Annotated in this window: 21 protein-coding genes; 11 read left to right on the top strand and 10 right to left on the bottom strand. The window is 71.5% G+C overall.

Annotated features, from left to right (window positions below):
- Nucleotide 1: 1 nt before the first annotated feature.
- Complete coding sequence (locus OHA19_RS05035; protein WP_405719542.1) at nt 2-682, top strand: (2Fe-2S)-binding protein; 681 nt, start codon at nt 2-4, stop codon at nt 680-682.
- A 56-nt stretch (nt 683-738) separates the two neighbouring features.
- Here the strand turns inward: OHA19_RS05035 and OHA19_RS05030 are convergent, their stop codons facing one another.
- The 3 genes from OHA19_RS05030 to OHA19_RS05020 all read right to left on the bottom strand — a co-directional run bounded on the left by OHA19_RS05030 (nt 739) and on the right by OHA19_RS05020 (nt 4,187).
- Nucleotides 739-1,194: an ATP-binding protein gene (locus OHA19_RS05030; protein WP_405719544.1), complete on the bottom strand. Its 456-nt coding sequence runs from the start codon at nt 1,192-1,194 to the stop codon at nt 739-741.
- A gap of 99 nt (nt 1,195-1,293) precedes the next feature.
- Entirely contained in the window at nt 1,294-2,916 is a 1,623-nt protein-coding gene (locus OHA19_RS05025; RefSeq protein WP_405749475.1) for an ATP-binding protein, read from the bottom strand.
- Nucleotides 2,913-4,187, bottom strand: a complete 1,275-nt coding sequence (locus OHA19_RS05020) for a PP2C family protein-serine/threonine phosphatase (RefSeq protein WP_405719548.1) — start codon at nt 4,185-4,187, stop codon at nt 2,913-2,915. The genes OHA19_RS05025 and OHA19_RS05020 overlap by 4 nt, the downstream gene beginning before the upstream one ends.
- Nucleotides 4,188-4,447: 260 nt before the next feature.
- On the opposite strand from OHA19_RS05020, the gene OHA19_RS05015 reads away from it, so the two are divergent.
- Entirely contained in the window at nt 4,448-5,932 is a 1,485-nt protein-coding gene (locus OHA19_RS05015) for an SDR family NAD(P)-dependent oxidoreductase (RefSeq protein ID WP_405719550.1), read from the top strand.
- 347 nt (nt 5,933-6,279) lie between these two features.
- The gene (locus tag OHA19_RS05010; protein WP_326769518.1) at nt 6,280-6,456 is read left to right on the top strand and encodes a hypothetical protein; all 177 of its coding nucleotides are present in this window, start codon (nt 6,280-6,282) and stop codon (nt 6,454-6,456) included.
- Between the two features lie 177 nt (nt 6,457-6,633).
- Here OHA19_RS05010 and OHA19_RS05005 read toward each other — a convergent pair whose 3' ends face one another.
- Genes OHA19_RS05005 through OHA19_RS04995 form a run of 3 tightly spaced genes read right to left on the bottom strand, consistent with a single transcriptional unit; the run spans nt 6,634 to nt 9,459 of the window.
- A complete protein-coding gene (locus tag OHA19_RS05005) occupies nt 6,634-8,070 on the bottom strand; it encodes a lipase maturation factor family protein (protein WP_405749473.1) in 1,437 nt (478 codons plus the stop codon).
- 19 nt (nt 8,071-8,089) lie between these two features.
- Nucleotides 8,090-8,614, bottom strand: coding sequence for a DUF1990 family protein (locus tag OHA19_RS05000; protein ID WP_405719554.1), 525 nt, complete (start codon nt 8,612-8,614; stop codon nt 8,090-8,092).
- On the bottom strand, nt 8,611-9,459 hold the full coding sequence (locus OHA19_RS04995) for a YndJ family protein (RefSeq protein WP_405719556.1): 849 nt from the start codon (nt 9,457-9,459) through the stop codon (nt 8,611-8,613). The genes OHA19_RS05000 and OHA19_RS04995 overlap by 4 nt, the downstream gene beginning before the upstream one ends.
- Nucleotides 9,460-9,617: 158 nt before the next feature.
- Between OHA19_RS04995 and OHA19_RS04990 the strand changes: the two genes are divergently transcribed.
- Complete coding sequence (locus tag OHA19_RS04990) at nt 9,618-10,073, top strand: hypothetical protein (protein WP_405719558.1); 456 nt, start codon at nt 9,618-9,620, stop codon at nt 10,071-10,073.
- Nucleotides 10,074-10,089: 16 nt separating this feature from the next.
- Here the strand turns inward: OHA19_RS04990 and OHA19_RS04985 are convergent, their stop codons facing one another.
- Genes OHA19_RS04985 through OHA19_RS04975 form a run of 3 tightly spaced genes read right to left on the bottom strand, consistent with a single transcriptional unit; the run spans nt 10,090 to nt 13,255 of the window.
- Nucleotides 10,090-11,154: a FecCD family ABC transporter permease gene (locus OHA19_RS04985; RefSeq protein WP_405719560.1), complete on the bottom strand. Its 1,065-nt coding sequence runs from the start codon at nt 11,152-11,154 to the stop codon at nt 10,090-10,092.
- Nucleotides 11,151-12,188 (bottom strand): FecCD family ABC transporter permease, encoded by a 1,038-nt coding sequence (locus OHA19_RS04980; RefSeq protein ID WP_405719562.1) that lies wholly within the window; start codon nt 12,186-12,188, stop codon nt 11,151-11,153. The genes OHA19_RS04985 and OHA19_RS04980 overlap by 4 nt, the downstream gene beginning before the upstream one ends.
- 17 nt (nt 12,189-12,205) lie before the next feature.
- On the bottom strand, nt 12,206-13,255 hold the full coding sequence (locus OHA19_RS04975) for an iron-siderophore ABC transporter substrate-binding protein (protein WP_405719564.1): 1,050 nt from the start codon (nt 13,253-13,255) through the stop codon (nt 12,206-12,208).
- 430 nt (nt 13,256-13,685) lie between these two features.
- On the opposite strand from OHA19_RS04975, the gene OHA19_RS04970 reads away from it, so the two are divergent.
- A complete protein-coding gene (locus OHA19_RS04970) occupies nt 13,686-14,738 on the top strand; it encodes a chitinase (protein WP_405719566.1) in 1,053 nt (350 codons plus the stop codon).
- A 111-nt stretch (nt 14,739-14,849) separates the two neighbouring features.
- On the opposite strand, the gene OHA19_RS04965 is transcribed toward OHA19_RS04970, so the two are convergent.
- Entirely contained in the window at nt 14,850-16,217 is a 1,368-nt protein-coding gene (locus OHA19_RS04965; protein ID WP_405719568.1) for an FAD-dependent oxidoreductase, read from the bottom strand.
- Nucleotides 16,218-16,475: 258 nt separating this feature from the next.
- On the opposite strand from OHA19_RS04965, the gene OHA19_RS04960 reads away from it, so the two are divergent.
- The 6 genes from OHA19_RS04960 to OHA19_RS04935 all read left to right on the top strand — a co-directional run bounded on the left by OHA19_RS04960 (nt 16,476) and on the right by OHA19_RS04935 (nt 23,255).
- Nucleotides 16,476-18,542 carry a SpoIIE family protein phosphatase gene (locus tag OHA19_RS04960; protein WP_405719570.1) on the top strand — a complete coding sequence of 689 codons (2,067 nt, stop codon included), beginning with the start codon at nt 16,476-16,478 and terminating at the stop codon, nt 18,540-18,542.
- Nucleotides 18,543-18,662: 120 nt separating this feature from the next.
- Nucleotides 18,663-20,051, top strand: a complete 1,389-nt coding sequence (locus OHA19_RS04955; protein ID WP_405719572.1) for a wax ester/triacylglycerol synthase family O-acyltransferase — start codon at nt 18,663-18,665, stop codon at nt 20,049-20,051.
- Nucleotides 20,052-20,208: 157 nt separating this feature from the next.
- Complete coding sequence (locus OHA19_RS04950; RefSeq protein WP_405722035.1) at nt 20,209-21,189, top strand: aldo/keto reductase; 981 nt, start codon at nt 20,209-20,211, stop codon at nt 21,187-21,189.
- Between the two features lies 1 nt (nt 21,190).
- Nucleotides 21,191-21,502, top strand: coding sequence for an L-rhamnose mutarotase (locus tag OHA19_RS04945; protein ID WP_405719574.1), 312 nt, complete (start codon nt 21,191-21,193; stop codon nt 21,500-21,502).
- A 1-nt stretch (nt 21,503) separates the two neighbouring features.
- Nucleotides 21,504-22,361: an amidohydrolase family protein gene (locus tag OHA19_RS04940; protein WP_405749471.1), complete on the top strand. Its 858-nt coding sequence runs from the start codon at nt 21,504-21,506 to the stop codon at nt 22,359-22,361.
- 33 nt (nt 22,362-22,394) lie between these two features.
- Entirely contained in the window at nt 22,395-23,255 is an 861-nt protein-coding gene (locus OHA19_RS04935; RefSeq protein ID WP_405749469.1) for an Fpg/Nei family DNA glycosylase, read from the top strand.

Here is a 23,255-nt window from a genome sequence, read left to right as displayed (position 1 = left end):
GATGGACGGGTCCGAAGCTGCCCCGGTGGGCGGATTCTTCGCGCTGCGGGCCGCCGAGCCGCCCGACGCGACGCACCGCCCGCTGGCCCGGTTGTACGCGGGGGAGCAGGCCCCGCTCACGGCCCGGATCGACACGGTCGCCGCCCGGCTGAACACCACCGAGCGCAGAGTGGCCGCCTCCATCGCGCACCTGGGGCTGGCCTCCCGGCTCTGGTCGGTCGCACTCGGACCGGCGGCGTTGACCGGCCGCTTCCCCGGTCTTTCGCCCGAGGCCCTCCACTGGGACCCGCGGCACCCGGCCCCCGACGACCTGTGGCTGGACGGCACCGGGTCACTGCCCGGCACCGCCTGCCGGATCCGCGAAGCCGTCCAGTACGGCCACCTCGTGCCCCTGGCCGAGGCGGTCCACCGGGACGGCCCGCTGTCCGACCGGCTGCTGTGGGGCAACGCGGGGTCCGCCCTGTCCGGCGCCCTGCGCCAACTCGTCGCCCGGGCACGTAGCCACCGCCGCCCCGACGTGGCGGCGCGGGCCCGCGCACTGGTCGCCGAACTCTTCGACCACCCGGACCTCCGGGACACCGGCGCCCCGCACGACGTGGCATTCCGCCGCCGCAGTTGCTGTCTGTACTACCGCACTCCGGCCGGTGGCCTGTGCGGGGACTGCGTCTTCGAGCGCGGCTGACCCGCCGCCACCGGACCGTGGTCGTGGGGCGGGCGGCGTCCCGCCCGCCCCACAGCTCAGCTGCTCAGTTCGAACTCGGCGCGGATGCGCTTGCCCACCGGCACCCGCTCGGCGGTCAGCCGGTCGCACAGGGCCACCACGATCTCCATGCCGTGGCCGCCCGGGCGTGTCGGGTCGGGGGAGTAGAACCGCGGCAGGGCGGTGCTGGAGTCGTACACCGTGACACTGACGCGCTCCGCGGTGCCCTCCAGCTCCAGCAGATAGGGGCCCTGGCTGTACCGGTCGGCGTTGGTGACCAGTTCGCTCACCGCCAGCAGCAGATCGCTGCGGGTGTGCTCACCGAACACCGCGAGCCACTCGGCGGCCAGCCGGACCAGAAAACGATCGGCCAGCGCCCGGGCCTGCGCGATGCAGCCGGGCTCGCCGTCGAACACCGCGGCGCTGTGCAGAACCTCCGTGGACCGGTCCGGGCAGGGGCGGCCGGCCGGTCGCGAGGTGACCTGTTCGTTCATGTGCTCCAGCCAGGGCGACGCAGGGGTGTTCGGTGACAGCTTCTCGACGTCCGCCTACCCGCGACGAACGGTCCCACTCCGGTAAGAACCCGGCAGATCTCAGCCATGGCCGGACCGCCCGGCTGCCGTGTCCACGAGGGGCGGCTCCGCCGCGGAGCGCGCCGGCGCGGCGGCGACCGGCAGTGTGAAATGGATCCGGGTGCCTCCGGACGCCTCCTCGTCCAGCCAGATCCGGCCCCCGTGGAACTCCACGATCTTCCGGCAGAGCGCCAGGCCGATGCCCGTTCCCTCGTACTCGTCCCTGCCGTGCAGACGCTGGAAGATGACGAACACCTTCTGCGCGGACTCCGGGGCGATGCCGATGCCGTTGTCCGACACGTACAGGTGCCAGTCCTCGCCCTCCCGGACGCAGCCGACCGTGATCCGGCACGGCACGTTTGGCCGTCGGAACTTCACCGCGTTGCCGATCAGGTTCTGCCAGACCATGGAGAGCGCCGTGGCGTCCCCGGTCACCTCGGGCAGCGGGGCTTCCCGTACGACCGTGGCGCCGGACTCCTCGATGACCAGCGCGAGATCGGCCAGCGCCCGGTCGAACGTCCGGTCGAGGTCGACCCGATTCCACTTGTCGTGCACCCGCCCCACGCGGGAGAAGGCGAGCAGGTCGTCGATCAGCACCTGCATCCGGGTCGCACCGTCGACCGCGTAGTCGATGTACTGCCGGGCCCGGTCGTCGAGCGAGGCCGCGGCCCGCTTCTCCAGGAGGCGACAGAACGAGGCGACCTTGCGCAGGGGCTCCTGCAGATCGTGCGAGGCGACGTAGGCGAACTGCTCCAGCTCCGCGTTGGACCGGCGCAGCTCCTGGGCCTGCTCCGCCAGCAGCTGCTCGCGTTCCCGGGAATCGGCGAGCTCCCCGACGATACGGCGGCGCATGTCCTCGACGGCCGCCGCGACCGCCCGCACGTCCGACGGTCCGCCGACCTCGATCCGGTTGCCGAACGCCCCGGAGCGGACCGTGTCGGAGGCGGCGGCCAGCCGGCTCAGCGGCCGTCCCACCATCCGGTGCAGCAACAGCCCCAGCGCGACCACCGCCGCCAGGAAACCCACGATCAGCCCGATGAACACCCGGTCCCGGGCGGTGCGGGCGGCGCCCAGATCGGCGCGGGCCCGGTCGCGCGCCACATCGAGATGGGCCTGCTGGGCCCGGTACAGCTGCCGCAACGTGTCGAACTCGCTGTTGCTCTGCCGGATCGGGGCCGAGGCCTCGGAGGCCGGACCGTCCCGGCGGACCGCGGCGACCAGAGGTTCGGCGTGCCGGCCGCGCCACTCCCGCGCGGCCGCGGCGATCTTGTCGAGGTCGTCGGCGAAGGGCTGCTCGTTCCCGACGAGCGCATGGACCCGGGCCAGCCGGAGGCTCTCGTCCCGCCTCCCCTCCTCGTAGGGCCGGAGGAAGGTCGAGTCACCGGTGAGCGCGAAGCCGCGGACCCCGGTCTCCTGGTCCAGCAGGGCGTTCTGCAGCTGGAAGGACGAGGAACGGGCGGGCTGGATGCGGTCCACCAACTCGGTGGTGCGGTCGGATATCCGGGACTGCGCCAGACCGCCGACGACCACACCGGCGCAGACGATCAGCACGAAGACGGCGAGGATCAGATGCACCCAGCGCTGGACGGAGAGGCGCGAGGCCGGACCGGGCCGGGTGCCCGGTGACGCGTCGTGGGCACTCAACGCGAGCCGCTCCGTCCCCAGCCCAGGTGGAGCACGGCGACGTCGTCCGCGAGACCGCCGTACGGGGACGCCGCCCCCGCCGCCTCGTCGACCAGGGTGTCGACGAAGTCACGGGCCGCCAGCGCCCCGTGCCGCCGGGCCATGGCGAGCAGCCCCGCCTCGCCCAGCCGGGAGCCCGGCCCCGAACGTCCCTCGAAGAGCCCGTCGGTGAACAGCACGAGGCGGCCGTCCCCGGGCAGCGACAGCTCCGAGGCGCTCCACCGCTCAGTCCCCGTTCCCGGCACGAGACCCAGTGCCATCCCGGGCTCGGGCTCCTCCCAGGTCACCCGGGCACCGCTGCGCAGCAGCAGCCCGGGGTGCCCGGCCCGCACTACCCGCACCCGGCGTCGGTCCGGGGCGAAGGCCAGTGAGGTGACGGTCGCGAAGACATGGGGGTCCAAGCGCTCGGCGACCAGGATCTCCTCCAGCAGCCGGACCTGTTCGAGCTGGCCGGTCGCGCACAGCACCGCCGTACGCCACGCCACCCGCAGACAGACCCCCAGCGCCGCCTCCGCCGCCCCGTGCCCCGACACATCGCCGATCACCGCGTGCACCGTGCCGTCGGCGGTCTGCACCACGTCGTAGAAGTCCCCGCTGAGCAAGGCGTGCGCCCGGCCCGGCTCGTACCGCGCGACCGCCTCGAAGGAGTCGTCGAGCAGCAGGGGTACGGGCAGCAGACCGCGTTCGAGGCGGGCGTTCTCCTGCGCCATCAGCCGGTTGGCGCGCAGCGCGGCCGCCGCCCGCTCGACCTGCTTGCGCTGGAGGGCGTAGCGGACCGAGCGGCCCAGCGCCTCCGGATCGAGCCGCCCCTTGACGAGGTAGTCCTGGGCGCCGGTCGCCACGGCCGACAGGCCCGTATCGGCCTCGGCCCGGCCGGTCAGCACCACGATGGCCGCGTCCGGAGCCGACCCGACGAGCTGGGTCACGGCGTCCAGACCGAGCACATCGGGCAGATGCAGATCGAGCAGCACACAGCACGGGGTCCGGCTCCCGGCCAGGAAGCGGCGTGCCTCCGCCAGCGTCTTGCACCAGGTCAGCGCGGAGTCCAGCTCACTGTCCGCGAGCATCTCCTCGACCAGGAGCGCATCGCCCGCGTCGTCCTCGACCAGCAGGATCACGGCATCGACGTCCCACACCGAACCGTTGCCGGCCGGGGGAGGACCCGGCTGTACGGGGATGGCGTCCGCACGCGCGGGTCCGGCCGGAGAGCCGCCCGCGGGGAGCCCGGTCACACTGCACCCCCCTGTATGTACGGCACGGCCCGCCCCGGCCGTATGGCAGCGAAGCATATGTGACCGACCCGTGGAGGAGACGTCGGGGCACGGGCGGCAGACGGTCGTTCGCCGCCCGCGCCGGAGCGGCGTGAAGTCGCGCGGGAAGTCACACGAACGGAGCAGCATCCGGTGCATGGCAGACTTGATCGGGGCGTTCGGCCCGGCAGGAGCAGGTACGGCGGTCGGCGCCACGAGAGACGGATGACAGAGGAACGGCAATGACGGTGACAGAGGACAGCCCGGAGCTCGCTCCCGGAACTGAGGAGTTCGGTCCCGGTATCGACCCGGAGCGGCTGGCCGTCTGCCTGAGCGTGCTCGACGAACTCGACAACATCGACGTCGACCACCCCGACGCCATCGCCGTGCGCCGCGCCACGGCCGGCATCTACCGGACGGTGAAGCAGCGCCGCCGCCAGGAGCGCCGCGCCGCCAAGACGGCGCACGACAAGGCGGTCACCGAGGCCACCGCGACCGGCTCGGCCGACCGGATCGACGACGAGACGCAGGGTGTCCTGCCGTCCTCGTCCGCCCGTGCCGAGATCGCGGGCGTGCTCCAGCGGCCCCGCTCCTGCTACATCTGCAAGACCCGTTACGTCGAGGTGGACGCCTTCTACCACCAGCTCTGCCAGCAGTGCGCGAAGGAGAACCGCTCGCGCCGCGACGCCCGGACCGACCTCACCGGCCGGCGCGCGCTGCTCACCGGTGGCCGGGCGAAGATCGGCATGTACATCGCGCTGCGGCTGTTGCGCGACGGGGCGCACACCACCATCACCACCCGCTTCCCCAACGACGCGATCCGCCGCTTCAAGGCGATGCCGGACAGCGACGAGTGGATCCACCGGCTGAAGATCGTCGGGATCGACCTGCGCGACCCCGCCCAGGTCGTGGCGCTCGCCGACTCGGTCGCCGCCGAGGGCCCGCTGGACATCCTGATCAACAACGCGGCGCAGACGGTGCGCCGCTCCGCCAACGCGTACAGCGAGCTGGTCAACGCCGAGTCGGCGCCGCTCCCGGCGGGCGAACTGCCCGCCGCCGAGGTCATCGGCACCTTCGGCAGCGGCACCGTCGACCGGGTCGCGGCTCTGCCGGCCGCCCGCAAGGAGGGCCTGAGCGCGCAGGACGTCACCGAGCTCGCGCTGGTCACCGGTTCCGCGTCGCTGGAGCGGATCGCTGCAGGGACGGCGATCGACGCGGGCGGGCTGGTGCCCGACCTGCACGACACCAACAGCTGGATCCAGACCGTCGAGGAGGTCGAGCCGATCGAGCTGCTGGAAGTCCAGCTCTGCAACTCCACCGCCCCGTTCATCCTGATCAGCCGGCTCCGTCCGGCCATGGCGGCCACCGCCGCCAAGCGCGCCTACGTGGTCAACGTCTCCGCGATGGAGGGCGTGTTCAGCCGCGGTTACAAGGGCGCGGGCCACCCGCACACCAACATGGCCAAGGCTGCCCTGAACATGCTCACCCGGACCAGCGCCCAGGAGATGTTCGAGAAGGACGGCATCCTGATGACCGCCGTCGACACCGGCTGGATCACCGACGAGCGCCCGCACCCCGACAAGATCCGTCTCGCCGAGGAGGGCTTCCACGCCCCGCTCGACCTGGTAGACGGCGCCGCCCGCGTCTACGACCCGATCGTGCGTGGCGAGGACGGCGAGCATCTGTACGGCTGCTTCCTCAAGGACTACGCACCCGCCAACTGGTAGTCGCCGGACGACGCGGCGCCCGTGAGGCGTCATGGACCCGGTCGGGAGTCGCTCCCGGCCGGGTTATTTCCGTATCCGGTGGCTGAAAGTGACCTAGAGCACACGTTCCAACGAGCACGGAAGCGCTCATTTGGTTACTCTGATGTGAACGGACGTCATCGAGGAGTCCACAAACCTTCCTCGACCGTCCCGGGACAGACTTCCAACCAAGTCGCCGTCCCGCCCCGTACCCGGCGCCACCGCGACCGAACTGTTCTTGCCCCTGCCCCACCACGGGCGGCCGATTCCCGGCACCGAGGCCGGAACATCGGCGATGCCCCGGGCTACGCGACACAAAGGAGTGTGCGGTGACGACACCGGAACTGACGAAGCACGAGAAGCGCCCGGCCGAACGGCACGGAGACCGGCCCCGCAGGCCCGAGAAGCTCCGGAACATCGAGGTCTGGGCCAGGTCCGCACCGATCCGGCTGGCCGGCTACGAGGACGACCTCGCCGAGCCGCACATTCTGCCCGGCATCGACTGACACGGCTTGACACACAGCACGGCACCCGAGCTCCGGCCCGCATCGCGCGGGCCGGAGCTCGGCCGGTCGGGGCGCGGGCCGGTTCACAGGAACGCACGCGCCACGGCCGCCCCCGCGAACGACAGCCCGGCACCCGTGCCGTCCCGGTCCGCGTAGCCGCGTCCGAGGGCCGGGACCTCAGGACCGCCGGGCGGGCCCGGTCGGGGCGGGGCCGAGCGAGACCGGGGGCATGAACTCCCGCACATGGGTCCGGTGCCACCAGCGCCCGGTGGCCCGCAGCTCGCGCCAGGTGGTGTACCGGTAGTGGTAGACCCTGGCGCGGACATGCGCCGGCGGGACGTCGGGGAACGGGTTGTGACGCAGCAGCCGCAGAGTGTCCCGGTCGTTCTCCAGCAGCCGCTCCACGAACGGGCCGAACCAGGGGCGGGCGTACGCGGGGGAGAGCGCCGCGAACCACATCAGCCAGTCCAGCCGCAGATGGTACGGGGCGAACTGGCGGGGCATCCGGCGCGGATCGCCCGGTTTGCCGCGGAAGCCGTACTCCCGCCAGACGGTGCCGTCGTGGAGCACCCGCTCGTCCGTGCCCTCGACCACCACCTCCAGCCTGACCCGGCTGATGCTGCCGAACGCGCCGTAGGTGTTGACCAGGTGCAACGGGTCGAACGAGCGGTTCATCACCTGACGGCGGGAGACCAGATTGCGCGCCGGGCGGTAGCTGAGGAAGACGACCAGCGCGGTCACCGCGATGACGACGATCTCGTACCAGAGCGGCGGCGCGGACTGGGCGGGCGGCGCGGTGAACAGGGACCAGTCGACGGCGGACAGGGCGAGGGTGATCGTCACCCAGTTCAGCCAGGCGAAGTTCCCCGAGAGGACCAGCCACAGCTGGGTGACGATCATCAGCCCTGCGGCGGCGCTCGCCACCGGCTGCGGAGTGAACAGGAGCACCGGAACCAGCAGCTGGGTGACATGGTTGGCCGCCACCTCGGCCCGGTGGACGGGCTTCGGCAGCCGGTGGAAGAACCAGCTCAGCGGCCCCGGCATCGGCTGGGTCTCGTGGTGGAAGTACAGACACGTGAGCTTGCGCCAGCACTCGTCGCCGCGGATCTTGATCAGTCCGGCACCGAACTCCACCCGGAACAGCACCCAGCGCAGCAGCCACAGCACCAGCACCGGGGGAGCGGTGTGCGCGTTGCCGAGGAAGACGGCGAGGAAGCCGGTCTCCAGCAGCAGCGACTCCCAGCCGAAGCCGTACCAGGTCTGGCCGACCTGGACGATCGAGAGGTAGAGCGCCCAGGGCAGTGCCCAGAGCAGCATCGCCGCCCAGAGCGGAACGTACGAGTCCGCGCCCGCGAGCAGGGCGACGGCCAGTGCGCAGCCGGTCCAGGCGACGAGCGCGAAGAAGCGGTCGGAGTAGTGGAGCCGGAAGAGCCCGGGGTTCTCACGCCAGTCGGTGCGGCGCAGGAGACCGGGCACCGGCAGCATGCCGCGTTCGCCGATCAGCGCCCGGAACTGGAGCGCGGCGGTGAGGAACGCGAACAGGTAGACAGCGGCCAGCGCCCGCTGGAAGATCAGCCGGCTGAGCCAGTACCCGTCTGCGGTGAACCACTCCATCTCTTCCAGTATCGGCGATTCAGCCCCGTCCGCCGCGCTCCTCGTCCACGATGCGACGGAGCGTGCTGCCCAGCCGCCGGGCGTACCACCGCTGGAGCACCGGCACGACGGGCCCCGCGAGCCGGGTGTACCAGGCAGCCGGGCGGCTGAACGCCATGACGGTGAACCACACCGTCCCGTCGTCCGCCAGTTCCACCACGAAGGACTCCTCGCCGTGTTCCGGGTGCCGGATCTCCGTCCCGTAGGCGAACCCGATGCGGTCCTGCTCGTACGCGGTCCACACGACCCGGCAGGGCGCGGTGAACCGGAGCGGGCCGATGCCCAGCGACACCCGGACGCGTACCCCGTCCCCGGCACGGGGCGCCGAGGCGCGGACCCGGGCCCCGCTGGTGCGGTGCATGCGCCATTCGGTGACCGCGGCGCCCGCCGCTTCGAGGTCGGCCCGGCCGCGCCCGACCGGGGCCCGGTGGTGGAGGTGGTGGTACCCGGTGGGGAGCGGGCCGAGGCGGGTGGCGCCGACCTCGGAGTAGCTGAGGGAGCTCATGCGGTCCTGCTTTCTACGGGGTCGGTGCGGTCGCGCAGCCGCTGCCAGGCGAGCACCGAGCAGAGTGCGAAGCCCAGCGCGTTGCCGAGGCCGTGGGTGGCGGCCATCCAGGCCAGAGTGGGATGCGGGAGTCCGGTGGCCTCGCCGAGCGCCCAGCTCAGGGCGAGCACCATGGTGACGGCGAGCACGGCGGACGAGACGGCGAGCAGCGTCCGGGTGATCCGGTCCCGCTGCCCGGTACGGACCGACCGCCAGGTGAGGACGGCGACGGTCCACATCCCCGCCGTCAGTACCGCCGCGCCGGCCAGTTCGGCCCAGTCGCCGATGAAGTAGCCGATCAGGACGAGCAGGGTGCCGAGCGGAACGCTCAGCGCGGCGAACCTTCCCGCGACGCTGTCGGCGACCCGGCAGACGAGCCCCGCGACCAGCGCGGCGGCGAATCCGGCGAAGTGGAAGTGCGGCACGGTCAGCGCGAGGATGCCGAGCCCGAAGCCGAAGAGCGTGTGCCCCGAGCGTTCGGCGACCAGCGCGAGGGCTGCGACCGACGGGGCGACCAGGGCGGTGAGCAGGGCGATCTCGGCGGGTGCTGTGGACCTCGACGGACTTCTGCGGAGCAGCCGGTGCGGGGCGTGCATCGCGAGGAGTACGGCGCCGAGCGCGTAACAGACCGCGAGGGCGGTGGCGGCGGTGCCGCGCGGCAGCCACAGCGAGACGGCGCCGGGAACCGCGAAGAGCGGCCACAGTCGCCGGATCCGGTCCAGCTCGGCCGCACCGGTCAGCCGCAGTCCTGCGGGGACCACCACCAGCATGCCCAGCATCACGATCGAATTGACCAGTACGGACATCGCCGCCCCCCCCGACTTGAACGTGTTCAACTGTGCTCGGCGCCGACTCTACGAGCTTTCTTGAACGTGTTCAAGTGGGGGTGTGCGAGGGCGGGGAGGAGCTGTGCGTGCGAGGGGCAGGAGGGGAAGGCCCGGGCGCCGATGGCAGGATGCCCGGCATGGAGATCATCCCTGGACGCGGCGTCGCCCTCGCCATGATCGGCGACCACCGGACCCGGGTCGAGGAGCGCGTCGGCCGGCCGGGCCTCGGTCCCGCCGCCGTCCGCCCTGCCGTGTACGACACCACACCGACGCTCGTGATCACCTACGCATCCGACGACACCGTGGAACTCGTCGAGATCGGCTACAGCGGGCAGGGCGGCGAGGCCGAGGCGAGCTACGACGGGATCCAGCTGACCCACCGGCTGATCGACGACGTCGTCGCCGAACTGCACGCCAGGGGGTACACCAGCACGCCGTGCGACATCGGCTACGACTTCCACGCCGGGTTCTCCGTCTGGTCCATGCGCGTGCTGGAGGCGCGTGAGGTGGACCCGACGGCCGGGGAGGACGGCCCGAGGTGTGTCGTCGAGGGCGTGTCCGTGGCGCCGTACGGCTACTTCGGCGGCGAGTAGCGTACGGCGCCACGCCTCACAGAACTCCCCGGCGCCACTCGCGTACCAGCAGACAGCCGAGGTACACGCCTCCGATGGCCATCGTGTAGATGCCGACGGGCAGGTTGTCGAAGAGCGGCAGCTGCTGGGCGCAGAGATCCGCCAGCACCAGCAGCAGTGCGCCGGTCAGCGCCGACAGCGCCAGGTGCGGGCCGGAGACCCGGGTGATCCGCTTGGCGACCTGCGGGGACGTCAGCGCGATGAACGCGATGGGACCGGCGACACTGACCGCCCCCGCCGAGAGCACGATCGCCAGCACCACGGCGGCCGTCTTGGTGCGGCGGGGCTCCGAGCCGAGTGCGGCCGCGATGTCGTCGCCCATCTCCCCGATGTCCAGCCGCCGCGAGAGGAGCACGGTGAGCGGGGCCACCACCAGCAGCACCAGCCAGATCGTGGTGGCGTCCTCCCACGACCGCGCCGACAGGCTGCCGTTGACGTAGGCGCTGAGCACGGCGGCTCGGTCCCGCTCCATGGCGTAGACGACGTACTGGGTGATCGCGGTGCCGATCGCGGCGACCCCGATGCCCGCGATGACCAGCCGGGCCGGGTTGCGGAACCCGGTGCCGGTCGACACATAGACCAGCACCATGGCGAGGACGGCGCCGAACAGCGCGCCGAGCGCCACCGGCACGGTGTCCGGGAACAGCAGCGCGGAGATCGCGGCGCCCGCCCCGGCCCCGGACGCCAGCCCGATCACATCGGGGCTGCCGAGCGGATTGCGGGTGACGGACTGGAACAGCGCCCCCGAGAGCCCGAGCGCCGCGCCGGTGCCCACGGCGACCGTCAGCCGGGGGCCGCGCAGCCGCTCCAGCACGAACGCGTCCTTGCCCTCGGCCCCACCGGTCACCGCCCCGGCCAGGTCGGCGAGGGGAATGCCGAGCCGCCCGAGCGACAACGTGGCGACGGCGCCGGCCACGAGCAGTACCAGCAGCACGAGGGCCGTCAGCACCGACACGCGCCGGACCGGCACGGCCACCTTTCCGCCGGCTCTCAGTACCTTCCGGGGCGAAGCGGTGCGGATCGTGGTCCGATGCGACGTCATGCGTTGCCCCTCATCCTGCGTACGGCGATGAGCAGTGCGGGCGCCCCGATGAACGCGGTCACGACACCGACCATCAGCTCCTGCGGGCGCAGGACCACCCGGCCCACGACATCCGCGAGGAGCAGCAGCGCCGGACCGGCCAGCGCCGAGAGCAGGATCTGCATGCGGAAGTCGACACCGACCACGGCCCGCACCACATGCGGAACGGCCAGTCCGACGAAGGCGATCGGTCCGACCGCCGCCGTCGCCGCCGCGCTCAGCAACGTGGCCGCGAGCAGCCCGCCCGCCCGCACCAGCGCCGGATTCGCACCCAGGGACGCCGCCGTCGAGTCGCCGAGCGCGAGCGCGTTGAGGCCGGGGCCGAGCACCGCGGCCAGCACCAGACCGGCCACGGCGAACGGCAGGACCGACCAGAGCACATCGAAGTCCCGTCCGCCGAGCGCACCGACGACCCAGTACCGGTAGCTGTCGAACACCTTCGGGCGGCTCAGGGTCACCGCCTGGATGAACGCCATCAGCACCGCGGAGAGCACCGCGCCGGCGAGCACCAGCCGGACGAGACCGCTGCCCGAACCCGCCGACCCGATCGCATGGACCAGCAGACCCGCGAGCAGCGCTCCGGGCAGCGCCCACCACATGGTGTCCTTGCTGCCCGACGCCCCCAGGAACGCCGTCGCGGCGACGATGCTCGCGGAGGCGCCCGCGTTGATCCCGAGGAGGCCGGGATCGGCCAGCGGATTGCGGGTCACGCCCTGCATGAGGGTGCCCGCGACGGCGAGGCAGAGACCGGCCAGCACACCGAGCGCGGTCCGCGGGTAGCGGCTCTCGACGATGGTGGTGACATTCGGGTCCGCGGTGCCGGACAGTACGTCCAGCACATCACCGGGCGAGGTGGTGCGGCTGCCGAACATGACGCTCGCGAGGACGGCGAGCGCCAGGACGGCGACTGCGATGACGACGGAGAACACCCGCCGAGCGGCGCCGGTCCGTGAGGTACCGGCACCGCTCGACGGTGCCTGTGTGGTGGTGGCCATGTGGGTGGTGGCTGGCCTCAGCCGTTGTCGGCGGCCTTGACGGCCTTGTCGATCAGCGGCAGGTAACGGTCGATCACCCACGGCACGGTGAGCGGGTTGATGATCGAGGAGGCCGTGACGAAGGAGTTGTCCTTTCCGGCCACCACGGCGCCGCTCTTGACCGCGGGCATCGCCGCGTACAGCGGCTGCGCCTCGATCTCCTTGCGGGACTTGTCATCCATGTAGAAGGTGAAAAGCAGGTCGCTGTCCTTCAGCTTCTCGGCGTTCTCCAGACCGATGAGCGCCGAGTCGGTGCCCTTGGTCTCCTTGAAGGTGTTCACCACCGGGTCGACCTTGAGGCCGAGCGAGGAGACCATCTTGACGCGCTGCTCGTTCGGCTTGAACACACCGAGGGTGCCGGGGCCGGTGTTGTAGATGTACGAGAACGTGTGCTTCTTGTACTCGGGGCGGGTCGCGGCCGCGTCGGACAACTGCTTCTCGATCTTCGAGGTGAGGGTCTTCGCCTCGTCCGGCTGTCCCAGCGCCTTGGCGATGATCTCGATCTGCTGGTCCCAGTCCGTGCTCCACGGCAGGTCGGGATAGGCGACGGTGGGCGCGATGTCCTTGAGGATGTCGTAGTCCTTCTGCGTGATCCCGGACCACGGCGCGAGGATGACGTCCGGTTCCAGTTCGGTGATGGCCTCGAAGTCGATGTCCTCACCGCCCGTGAACTGGGTCGGCAGCTTGTCGCCGGACTTCTTCACCGCGTCGTGGATCCAGGGCAGATAGCCCGTCTTGTCGCTGCCCCACTCGTACTTCTCGATGCCCACCGGGGTGTGGCCGAGGGCGATGGCCGTCTCGGCGGAGCCCTGGCCGAGGGTGACGACCCGTTCGGGCTGTTCCTTGATCTCCGCGGTGCCGAGCGCGCTCTTGATGGAGACGGGGAACGCTCCGCCGTTCTTCCCGGATGCGCCGGAGCTCTCCTTGCCGTCGTCGCTTGACGAGCAGCCCCCGAGGGTGAGAACGAGGGCTGCGGCGGCGGCAGTTGCGGCGAGCGTCCGGCGACGCGCGCGGGTGAACCGGGACATGGATGTTCCTCATGTTTGAACGGATGGAGCAGCGGGTCCCCGCGACCGCATGAGGGCATGCCGAAGAAGCGGCCGTACGGGGGTACGACGGGCCGCCCCGATGCAGATCGCAAGGAGTTAGGCAAGCCTAAGCTAAGCCTTTGAGTGGCGACAACCGGCCCCCCGGAGAGCGGCTTCGGCCCCCTCCGGTGCCGGTATGGAAAGTCGGCCTGGGTGTCGGCGCCGGAGGTCGCCCCGGTCGCGACTTTGGTCCAGACCTATTGACGGGAGGTTCGGGCCTCCCTAGCGTGTGGCGAGCCGTGAAATGCGAGACCGCATTCCGTCTGGGGTTGTCAGGGGCATGCCATTCACGCGCCAACTCGCCCCGCGCCGGGCCGCCTCGGGCAGTACCGCCCCGGCGGCACCGGCCGCGACAGGAAGGGAACTGAGCATGTTCGGTCGGACATCGCGCCTGCTGGGGGTCGGCCTCGCGGCGGCATGTGTCGTACAACTGCTGGTGGGTGCGACGCCGAGCGCCGCGCAGGACGAGACCTGCGCGGTCAAGTCGAAGCCCTCCGGAAAGGTGCTCCAGGGGTACTGGGAGAACTGGGACGGCGCGTCCAACGGTGTGCACCCGCCGCTCGGCTGGATCCCGGTCACCGACAGTCGCATCACGGAGCACGGCTACAACGTGATCAACGCGGCCTTCCCGGTCATCCTCTCGGACGGCACCGTCCTGTGGGAGGACGGGATGGACTCCACCGTGAAGGTCCCCACCCCGGCCGAGATGTGCCGGGCGAAGGAGTCCGGGCTCACCACCCTGATGTCGATCGGCGGTGCGGCCGCCGGTATCGACCTCAACTCCACCGCCGTCGCCGACCGGTTCGTCGAGACGATCGTGCCGATCCTCAAGCAGTACAACTTCGACGGCATCGACATCGACATCGAGACCGGCCTGACCGGCAGCGGCAACATCAACCAGCTGTCCGCCTCGCAGGCCAACCTGATCCGCATCATCGACGGCGTACTCGCGCAGATGCCCTCGAACTTCGGCCTGACGATGGCGCCGGAGACGGCCTATGTCACCGGTGGCAGCATCACGTACGGCTCGATCTGGGGCGCGTACCTGCCCATCGTGAAGAAGTACGCGGACAACGGCCGGCTCTGGTGGCTGAACATGCAGTACTACAACGGCAGTATGTACGGGTGCGCGGGGGACTCGTACTCCGCGGGCACCGTCGAGGGGTTCACGGCCCAGACCGACTGTCTGGACAAGGGGCTCGTCATCCAGGGCACCACGATCAAGGTCCCGTACGACAAGCAGGTTCCGGGGCTGCCGGCCCAGCCGGGCGCGGGCGGCGGTCACATGTCGACCGGCCAGGTGTCACAGGCCTGGAACCACTACGGCGACGCCCTCAAGGGCCTGATGACCTGGTCGCTCAACTGGGACGGCTCGAAGGGCTGGACCTTCGGGGACAACGTCAAGGCGCTGCAGGGCCGCTGAGACCGCAGCACCCCCGTCGGGCCGGGCAGCTCCGTCGAAGCGTTTGTCCCGCAGGTGGACGGAGCTGCCTTCCGGCCGGCCGTGACATCGGCTGGCCGGTACGCCGTACGGTCAGGACCGGGGCTCGGAGGCATCCAGCATGGCCTCGCGCTCCACGACCTTGATCCGCTCGCGGCCCTGCTCCTCGCCCAGCGCCCGCTCGTGCGCGTCCAGGCGGTACCAGCCCTCGCGGGTGGTGTAGCGGACGCCGCGCTCCTCCAGGAGGGCGGTGACGGCCTCCGGCTCGGGCCGGACCGGCGCGGGCAGCCGGCCCTCGGCCTGGTCCTCCAGCAGACAGGCCACGGTCTCGTTGGCGTCACCCTTGGTGTGGCCGATCAGGCCGATCGGGCCGCGCTTGATCCAGCCCGTGACGTACACCGAGGGCATGTGATCCCCACCGTCGACGACGCGTCCCGCGGCGTGCGGGACGGTGCCGGAGACCACGTCGAACGGGAGCTTCGGGAGCTCCTGCGAGTAGTAGCCGACCGCGCGGTAGACGCTCTGCACGTCCCAGTCGGTGAAGTCGCCGGTGCCCTTGACGTTGCCGGTGCCGTCCAGCTCGGTCCGCTCGGTGCGCAGGCCGACGACCCGGCCGTCCTCGCCGAGGATCTCCACCGGGGACTCGAAGAAGTGCAGGAACAGCTTGTGCGGCCGGTCGCCGGCGTCGCGGATGGCCCAGTTCTCCAGCGTGGAGGCGACCATGTTGGCCTGCTTGTTGCTCCGCCGGGTCTCGATCGAACCCGCGTCGTACTCGATGTCCTCGGGGTTGACGATGACCTCGATGTTCGGCGAGTGGTCCAGCTCCCGCAGTTCCATGGGGCTGAACTTGGCCTGCGCGGGGCCGCGGCGCCCGAAGACGTGCACTTCGAGGGCCTTGTTGGCCTTGAGGCCCTCGTAGACATTGGCGGGGATCTCGGTCGGCAGCAGCTCGTCCGCCGTCTTGGCGAGGATCCGCGCCACGTCCAGGGCCACGTTGCCCACGCCGAGGACGGCCACCTTCTCCGCCTCCAGAGGCCAGGTGCGGGCCACATCGGGGTGGCCGTCGTACCAGGAGACGAAGTCGGCGGCGCCGTGGGAACCGTCCAGGCCGCTGCCGGGGATGTCGAGCGCACGGTCCGCGTCGGCGCCGGTGGAGAAGATCACGGCGTCGTAGAAGGACCGCAGATCGTCCAGGTCGAGGTCGTTGGGGTAGTCGACGTTGCCGAACAGCCGCAGCTGCGGCTTGTCGAGCACCTGGTGGAGTGCCTGGACGATGCCCTTGATCCGCGGGTGGTCCGGGGCCACTCCGTAACGGATCAGGCCGAAGGGGGCGGGCATCCGCTCGAACAGGTCGATCGAAACACCCGGTTCCTGGGCGGCCTCGGATTTCAGCAGCGCGTCCGCTGCGTAGATGCCGGCGGGGCCGGCTCCGACTATGGCGACGCGGACGGGGCGGGTCATCAGGTGCTGGTCCTTAGAACGTGCTGATGCGGGCAGTGCAGCTCAGGGTAAAGGTAAGGCTGGGCTTACCGTGCTCCATGGAACACCGTATCCGTTGCCGCCTCGCCGCCTCGGGGCGGTTCGCCCTACGAGACGTCCGGCCTCTTCGTCCGGTGCCCGAAATGGCTGAAAGTGCACTCGGGTGGCGCGAGCGCGGGATTCGCCCGGCCACGCGAGGTTCGCTCGAAGAATCGGACAATTGATGGCAGAGTGACCCACATGGATGATCGGGTAGCGGGTGCCCTGTCACTCCCGGACGACTGGCCCGCCCACCCGGATCTCAGCCTCGCCCTGAACCGTATGGGCAGCTTCGACTGGGACCTGGACAGCGGCCTCATGCACATGGACCGGCCCGCGCTCGACGTGTTCGACCTGCGGGCGGAGGAGTACGACGACCGGCCGGAGTCGCTGGGGCTGCGGGTGCCGCCGGACGAGGGCGTCCGGCTCGACGCCATGGTTGCGCAGGCGCTCAAGAGCGGGAAGAGCAATTACGGGGCGTACTTCAGGATCAAGCGGCGCGACGGCAGCCTGCGCTGGACCCACACCCAGGGTTTCATCCGGCGGGACGGCACCGGCCGCCCGCACCGCATCATCGGCATCGTCCGCGACGCGACCCAGGAGCTGGCCGACTCCACCACGCGCCGCGAGCTGGACCTGGAGCGGCGCCGCCGTACCAGCCTGGTGGACGGCACCACGGCCGCACTGGCCCACGCCCGGACCGTCGGCGACGTCATCGACGTACTGAAGAACTCCCAGGGCCTGGCGCACCTCGGCGCGACCAGCCTGGTCATGGGGCTGATAGAGGCCGGACGCATCCATCTGGTGGCCGACGGCCCGGAGGACTCCTTCGTGCCCGGCACCCGGTACACCCGGACGGAGGAGCAGTACCCGATGAGCGAGGTCGTGCGCACGCTCACCCCCCGCTTCATCGAGTCGGCCACCGATTTCGCCACCTCGTACCCGATCCTGTGGCCCCACATCAGCCACCTCGGCATCACCTCGGCCGCCTATCTGCCGCTGATCGCCCAGGCCCGCCCCATCGGTGCGCTCGGTCTGCTCTACAGCGACAAGGACGGCTTCACCGGTGACGAGCGCAATCTGCTGCTCGCGCTCGGCAGCTCCATCGCGCAGAGCCTGCAACGGGCCATGCTGTACGAGCAGGAGCACGACCTCGCCGAGGGCCTTCAGCAGGCCATGCTGCCGCGCAGGATCCCGGACGTGCCGGGGGCGCAGATCGCCGTCCGGTACCGCTCGGCGAGGCTGGGCCGGGACATCGGGGGCGACTGGTACGACGTCATTCCGCTGCCCGGCGGCCGGGTCGGAGTCGTCATCGGGGATGTGCAGGGGCACGACACCCATGCGGCGGCCGTCATGGGGCAGTTGCGCATCGTGCTGCGTGCCTACGCGGCCGAGGGGCACAGCCCCGCCACGGTGATGGCGCGGGCCTCGGTCTTCCTGCACGAGCTGGACACGGACCGCTTCGCGACCTGCACCTACGCCGAGGTCGATCTGACGACCGGAGTGGTGCAGCTGGTCCGGGCAGGTCATGTCGACCCGCTGGTGCGCGAGAGCGACGGCAACTGCCGCAGGCTTCCCGCGGAGGGCGGGCTCCCGCTGGGGCTCTCGGCCGAGTTCGGGCGGCTCGAATACCCGGTCAGCACCGTGGAGCTGGACCCCGGCCAGACCCTGGTGATGTTCACCGACGGGCTCGTGGAGCTGCCGGGCGCCGATCTCGACGAGGGCATACAACTGCTGACGGCCATGGTGCGCAACGGCCCGCAGGATCTCCAGCAGCTGGCCGACCAGCTCTGCGAGGAGGTCGACGAGCGCGGCGGAGAGGACGACGTCGCGGTCCTGCTGCTGCGTCGCAAGGCCGCCCACGCACCCCAGCCGGGCGGCCGGCTCCAGCAGCACGTCGCACAGAGCGACCCGGAGGCGCTGAGTTCGGCGCGGCACATGATCCGCGCGGCGGTGCGGGCCTGGGGCGCCAAGCCGCGGGCCGACGAGGTCGAGCTGGCCGCCGACGAGCTGATCACCAACGCGCTCATGCACACCGACGGCGGGGCCATCGTCACGATCCGGGTGCTCACCGGGCCCGAGCGGCGGCTGCGGGTGGACGTCGAGGACCGCTCCAGCGCGCTGCCCAGGCGCCGGGACGCGGGGGAGGCCGGGGTGTCCGGGCGGGGGCTGATGCTGGTGGACCGGCTGGCGGACCTGTGGGGCGTGGAATCCCGGGGCGGCGGCAAGTGCGTCTGGTGCGAATTCGTCATCCCTGCACATGAGTGACAGAAAAGCGCTTTCCTACCCGACAGTAACAGAACGTAACATGTCTGTACTTGACCGTAACCGACCGCGAGCGATTGACTGCGACGCGTCAGTCCTTGTCTTCGACGTCATGAGGATCCGTTGGGAACTGAGCTGCTGGCACCCCTCGACCTTGCCTTCTGGCACCTCGAATCCGATGCCCATCCGATGCACCTCGGCGCGCTCGCCGTCTTCTCCCCGGCCCCCGGCCCGGCGCACGGCGCCGACGCGGAGACCGTGCTCGAACTGCTGGGGGCCCGCGCCGCCGCCATTCCCCGGCTGCGGATGCGGGTCAGGGACGTACTGCTGCCCGTCGGCGGTGCGGCCTGGTTCGTCGACAAGGACTTCGACGTCCACCGGCATATCGGGCGGGTGCGGCTGACCGGGGCGGAGTCGCGGGACGAGGACGGCGGATTCATGGCGGGCGCCACCCGGCTCGCCGGTGAACTGATGGAGCGGCCGCTCGAACGGGGGCTGCCGCCCTGGCAGATGTACGTGATCGGCGGCGCCGACGGCGGCCCCTTCGCGGTGCTCGTCAAACTCCACCACGCGCTGGCCGACGGAATGCGCGCGGTCGCCATCGGCGCCGGGATCTTCGACGAGATCGCCGCCGCCGGCCGGACCCGCGCCGGAACCCCCGCGCGCCGGGCGCGCTCCGTCCCGCCCCGCTCCTGGATGCCCGGCCCGCGCCAGGTAGCCGGATTCGCGCTCGGCCGGATCGAGGATCTCGGGCGGGCGTTCGGCGTCGGCGCCTCCATGGTGCGAGCCAGCCGCCTCGATCCGCGTGGCACGCCCGCACTCATCGCGAGGTCCAGCGGCACCCGGCGGCTGGCCACCGCGGACCTGGACCTGGAAGCCGTCCAGCGGATCCGCCGCGCCGCGGGCGGCACGGCCAACGACGTCCTGCTCGCGCTCGTCGCCGGGGCGCTGCGCCGCTGGATGCGGGAGCGCGGCGAACCACTGCCCGCGGAGGACCCGCGCGCCCTGGTGCCGGTCTCCCGCCGCAGGCCGGGCCAGGCCGCGGCGACCGGGAACAAGCTCTCCGCCTATCTGCTCGGGCTCCCGGTCGGCGAACCCGACCCGTGGCGGCGGCTCGCCGCCGTCCGCACAGCCATGGACCGCAACAAGGCCGCGGGCCCCTTCCGCGGCGCCGGCGCGGTCGCCGTGCTCGCCGACCAACTCCCCTCGCTGGCCCACCGCTTCGGCGCACCGCTCGCGGGGAACGCCGCCAGGATGCTCTTCGACGTCCTGGTCACCAGCGTGCCCCTGCCGCGCTCGGCGCTCTCGCTCGGCGGCTGCCCGCTGCGCGCCGTCTACCCGATGGCGCCGCTCGCCCGCGGCCAGTCCCTGGCCGTCGCGCTGTCCACGTACGGTGGCCGGGTGCGGGTCGGACTGGTGGCCGACGGCAAGGCGCTGCCCGATCTGGACCGGCTGGCGCGCTGCGCCGACGACGAGCTGGCCGAGCTGCTGGCGCTGCTGCCGATGCACTGAGCGAACGCCGCTCAGATCGGCTGTGGATCGACTATAGGTCGGACAGATATGCGGGAAAGCGTCACAGTTGACGGCGCCTTAGGTGTTGACGTGCCCAAGTGATCCGATGAATATTCGCATTGTGCAGGAAGCGATCATCGGGGAGGGCGGCAGAAGCATGCGGCGCAACAGGCTGGGAAGCAGCGCGGTCGAGGTCACCGAGCTGTCCTTCGGGGCGGCCGCCATCGGCAATCTCTTCACCGCCGTCGAGCCGGCACGGGCGGCCGCCGCCGTCGACGCCGCCTGGGACGAGGGCATCCGCTACTTCGACACCGCACCGCACTACGGACTCGGCCTCTCCGAACGGCGGCTGGGCGAGGCCCTGCGCAGCCGGCCCCGTGACTCGTACGTGCTGTCCACGAAGGTGGGACGGGTGCTCGACCCGCTGCCCGCCGACGCCCCCGCCGCCGACGGCCTCTCCGAGGGCTTCGCCGTACCCGCCACGCACCGCCGCCGCTGGGACTTCAGCGCCGACGGCGTACGCCGCAGCATCGAGGACAGCCTGGAACGGCTCGGGCTCGACCGTATCGACATCGCCTATCTGCACGACCCGGACGACCACGCACGGGCCGCGTTCGACGAGGCCTACCCGGCGCTGGAGAAGCTGCGCGCACAGGGTGTCGTCGGCGCCATCGGCGCCGGGATGAACCAGACCGGGATGCTGACCCGGTTCCTGCGCGACACCGACGTCGACGTGGTGCTCTGCGCCGGGCGCTACACCCTGCTCGACCAGTCCGCGCTGAGCGGCCTGCTGCCCGAGGCGGCCGCCCGGGGCCGCAGCGTGGTCGTCGGCGGGGTCTTCAACTCCGGGCTGCTCGCCGACCCGCGCCCCGGCGCGACGTACGACTACACGGCTGCACCGCTCTCCCTGCTGGACCGGGCCCTGCGGATCAAGGCCGTCACGGAGGGGCACGGCGTCCCGCTGCGGGCCGCCGCCCTCCACTACCCTCTCGCGCACCCGGCCGTCGCGGGTGTCCTCGTGGGCACCCGCTCCCCGGACGAGGTGCGCGACGCCGCCGCCCTGCTCCGCCGTGAGATCCCGGACGAGCTCTGGGACGAGCTGCGCGCCGAGGGCCTGCTGACCGAGAACGGACACTGACATGAGAATCGCCCTGCACACCAAGGTCCGCGCCGACCGCGTCGAGGAGTACGAGGCCGCGCACCGCGAGGTCCCGGCGGAGCTCACCGCCGCGATCCGCGCGGCCGGCGCCGCGTCCTGGACGATATGGCGCAGCGGCACCGACCTCTTCCACGTCATCGACTGCGAGGACTACGCCGCACTCCTCGCCGAGCTGGAGCAGCTCCCCGTCAACGTGGCCTGGCAGGCCAGGATGGACGAACTGCTCGATGTGGCGCACGACTACTCGGCCGACGGCGCCGCAGCCGGGCTCCCGGTCGCCTGGGAGTTGTGACATGGCCGGTCAGGAACGGATCGTCGACGCCCACCACCATGTGTGGGACCTGTCGGTGCGCGACCAGGACTGGATCACCGGCGACGAACTCGCCCCGCTCCGGCGCGACTTCACCCTTGCCGACCTGGAGCCCGAGGCCCGCGCCGCAGGAGTGCGCGCCACCGTCCTCGTCCAGACCGTCACCGTCCCCGAGGAGACCCCGGAGTTCCTGGCCCTCGCCCACGACAACGACCTCGTCGCGGGCGTCGTCGGCTGGTGCGACCTCACGGCGCCGGACGTCGCCGACACCCTGGCCGCACTGCGAGAACTGCCCGGCGGCGACCGGCTCGTCGGCTTCCGCCACCAGGTCCAGGGCGAACCCGACCCCGCCTGGCTGCTGCGCCCCGAGGTCCTGCGCGGACTGCGCGCCGTCGCCGACGCCGGCCTCGTCTACGACCTCGTCGTCCAGGCCCGCCAGCTGCCCGCCACCGTCCTGGCGGCGGCACTGCTGCCCGAGCTGACCCTCGTGCTCGACCACGCCGGCAAGCCACCCGTCGCCGCCGGTGAGCTGCGCCCCTGGGCGGACGACGTCAAGGCGCTGGCCGCCCGCCCCAACACCGTCTGCAAACTCTCCGGCCTGGTCACCGAGGCCGATCCGCGCTCCTGGACCGTGCGCGATCTGCGCCCCTACGCCGACACCGTCCTCGACGCCTTCGGCCCCGACCGGATGATGTTCGGCTCGGACTGGCCGGTGTGCCGGCTCGCGGCGACGTACGGGGAGGTCGTCGGCACGGCACGCACCCTCACCGACTCCCTCACCGGGGACGAACGGGCCCGGGTGTTCGCCACCACCGCCGAGCGGGTCTACGGCCTCCGATAGGCGCCCCGCCGACGCCTTTGGCAGTCTGGGACCATGCCCGAACTGCCGGAAGTCGAAGCCCTGAGGGTCTTCCTCGACGACCACCTGGTCGGCAAGGAGATCGACCGCGTCCTGCCGCTCAACGTGAGCGTCCTCAAGACGTACGACCCGCCGCTGTCGGCCCTGCACGGTGCCACGGTCACCGGCATCGCCAGGCACGGCAAGTTCCTGGACATCGGCGCCGGGCCGCTGCACCTGATCACCCACCTCGCCCGGGCCGGCTGGCTGCGCTGGAAGGACACCTTCCCCGCCGGGCCGCCGCGCCCCGGCAAGGGGCCCCTTGCACTGCGCACCGTGCTCACCGGCGGTGACGGCTTCGACCTCACCGAGGCGGGCACCACCAAACGCCTCGCCGTGCACCTGGTGCACGACCCGGCCGAGGTGCCCGGCATCGCCCGGCTGGGCCCCGACCCCCTGGCGGACTCCTTCGACCGCGACACGTTCGCCGCGCTGCTCGCCGGGGAACGCCGCCGGATCAAGGGCGCGCTGCGCGACCAGTCCCTGATCGCCGGCATCGGCAACGCCTACAGCGACGAGATCCTGCACGTCGCGAAGATGTCGCCGTACCTGCTCACAGCGAACCTCACCGACGACCAGGTCACCACGCTGCACACGGCGCTGCGCACCACCCTCCGCGACGCCGTCGCGCGCTCCGGCGGGCTGGCGGCCGGGAAGCTCAAGGCCGAGAAGAAGAGCGGGATGCGGGTCCACGGACGCACCGGCGAGCCCTGCCCGGTCTGCGGGGACACCATCCGCGAGGTGTCGTTCAGCGACTCCTCGCTCCAGTACTGCCCGACCTGCCAGACAGGCGGCAGACCGCTGGCCGACCGCCGCCTCTCCCGGCTGCTCAGATGA

This window comes from Streptomyces sp. NBC_00012 (genome assembly GCF_045040875.1).
Taxonomy (GTDB): Bacteria; Actinomycetota; Actinomycetes; order Streptomycetales; family Streptomycetaceae; genus Streptomyces.
Note: the sequence above shows the minus strand (reverse complement) of the source record. Positions and strands in the feature narration are given on the sequence as shown.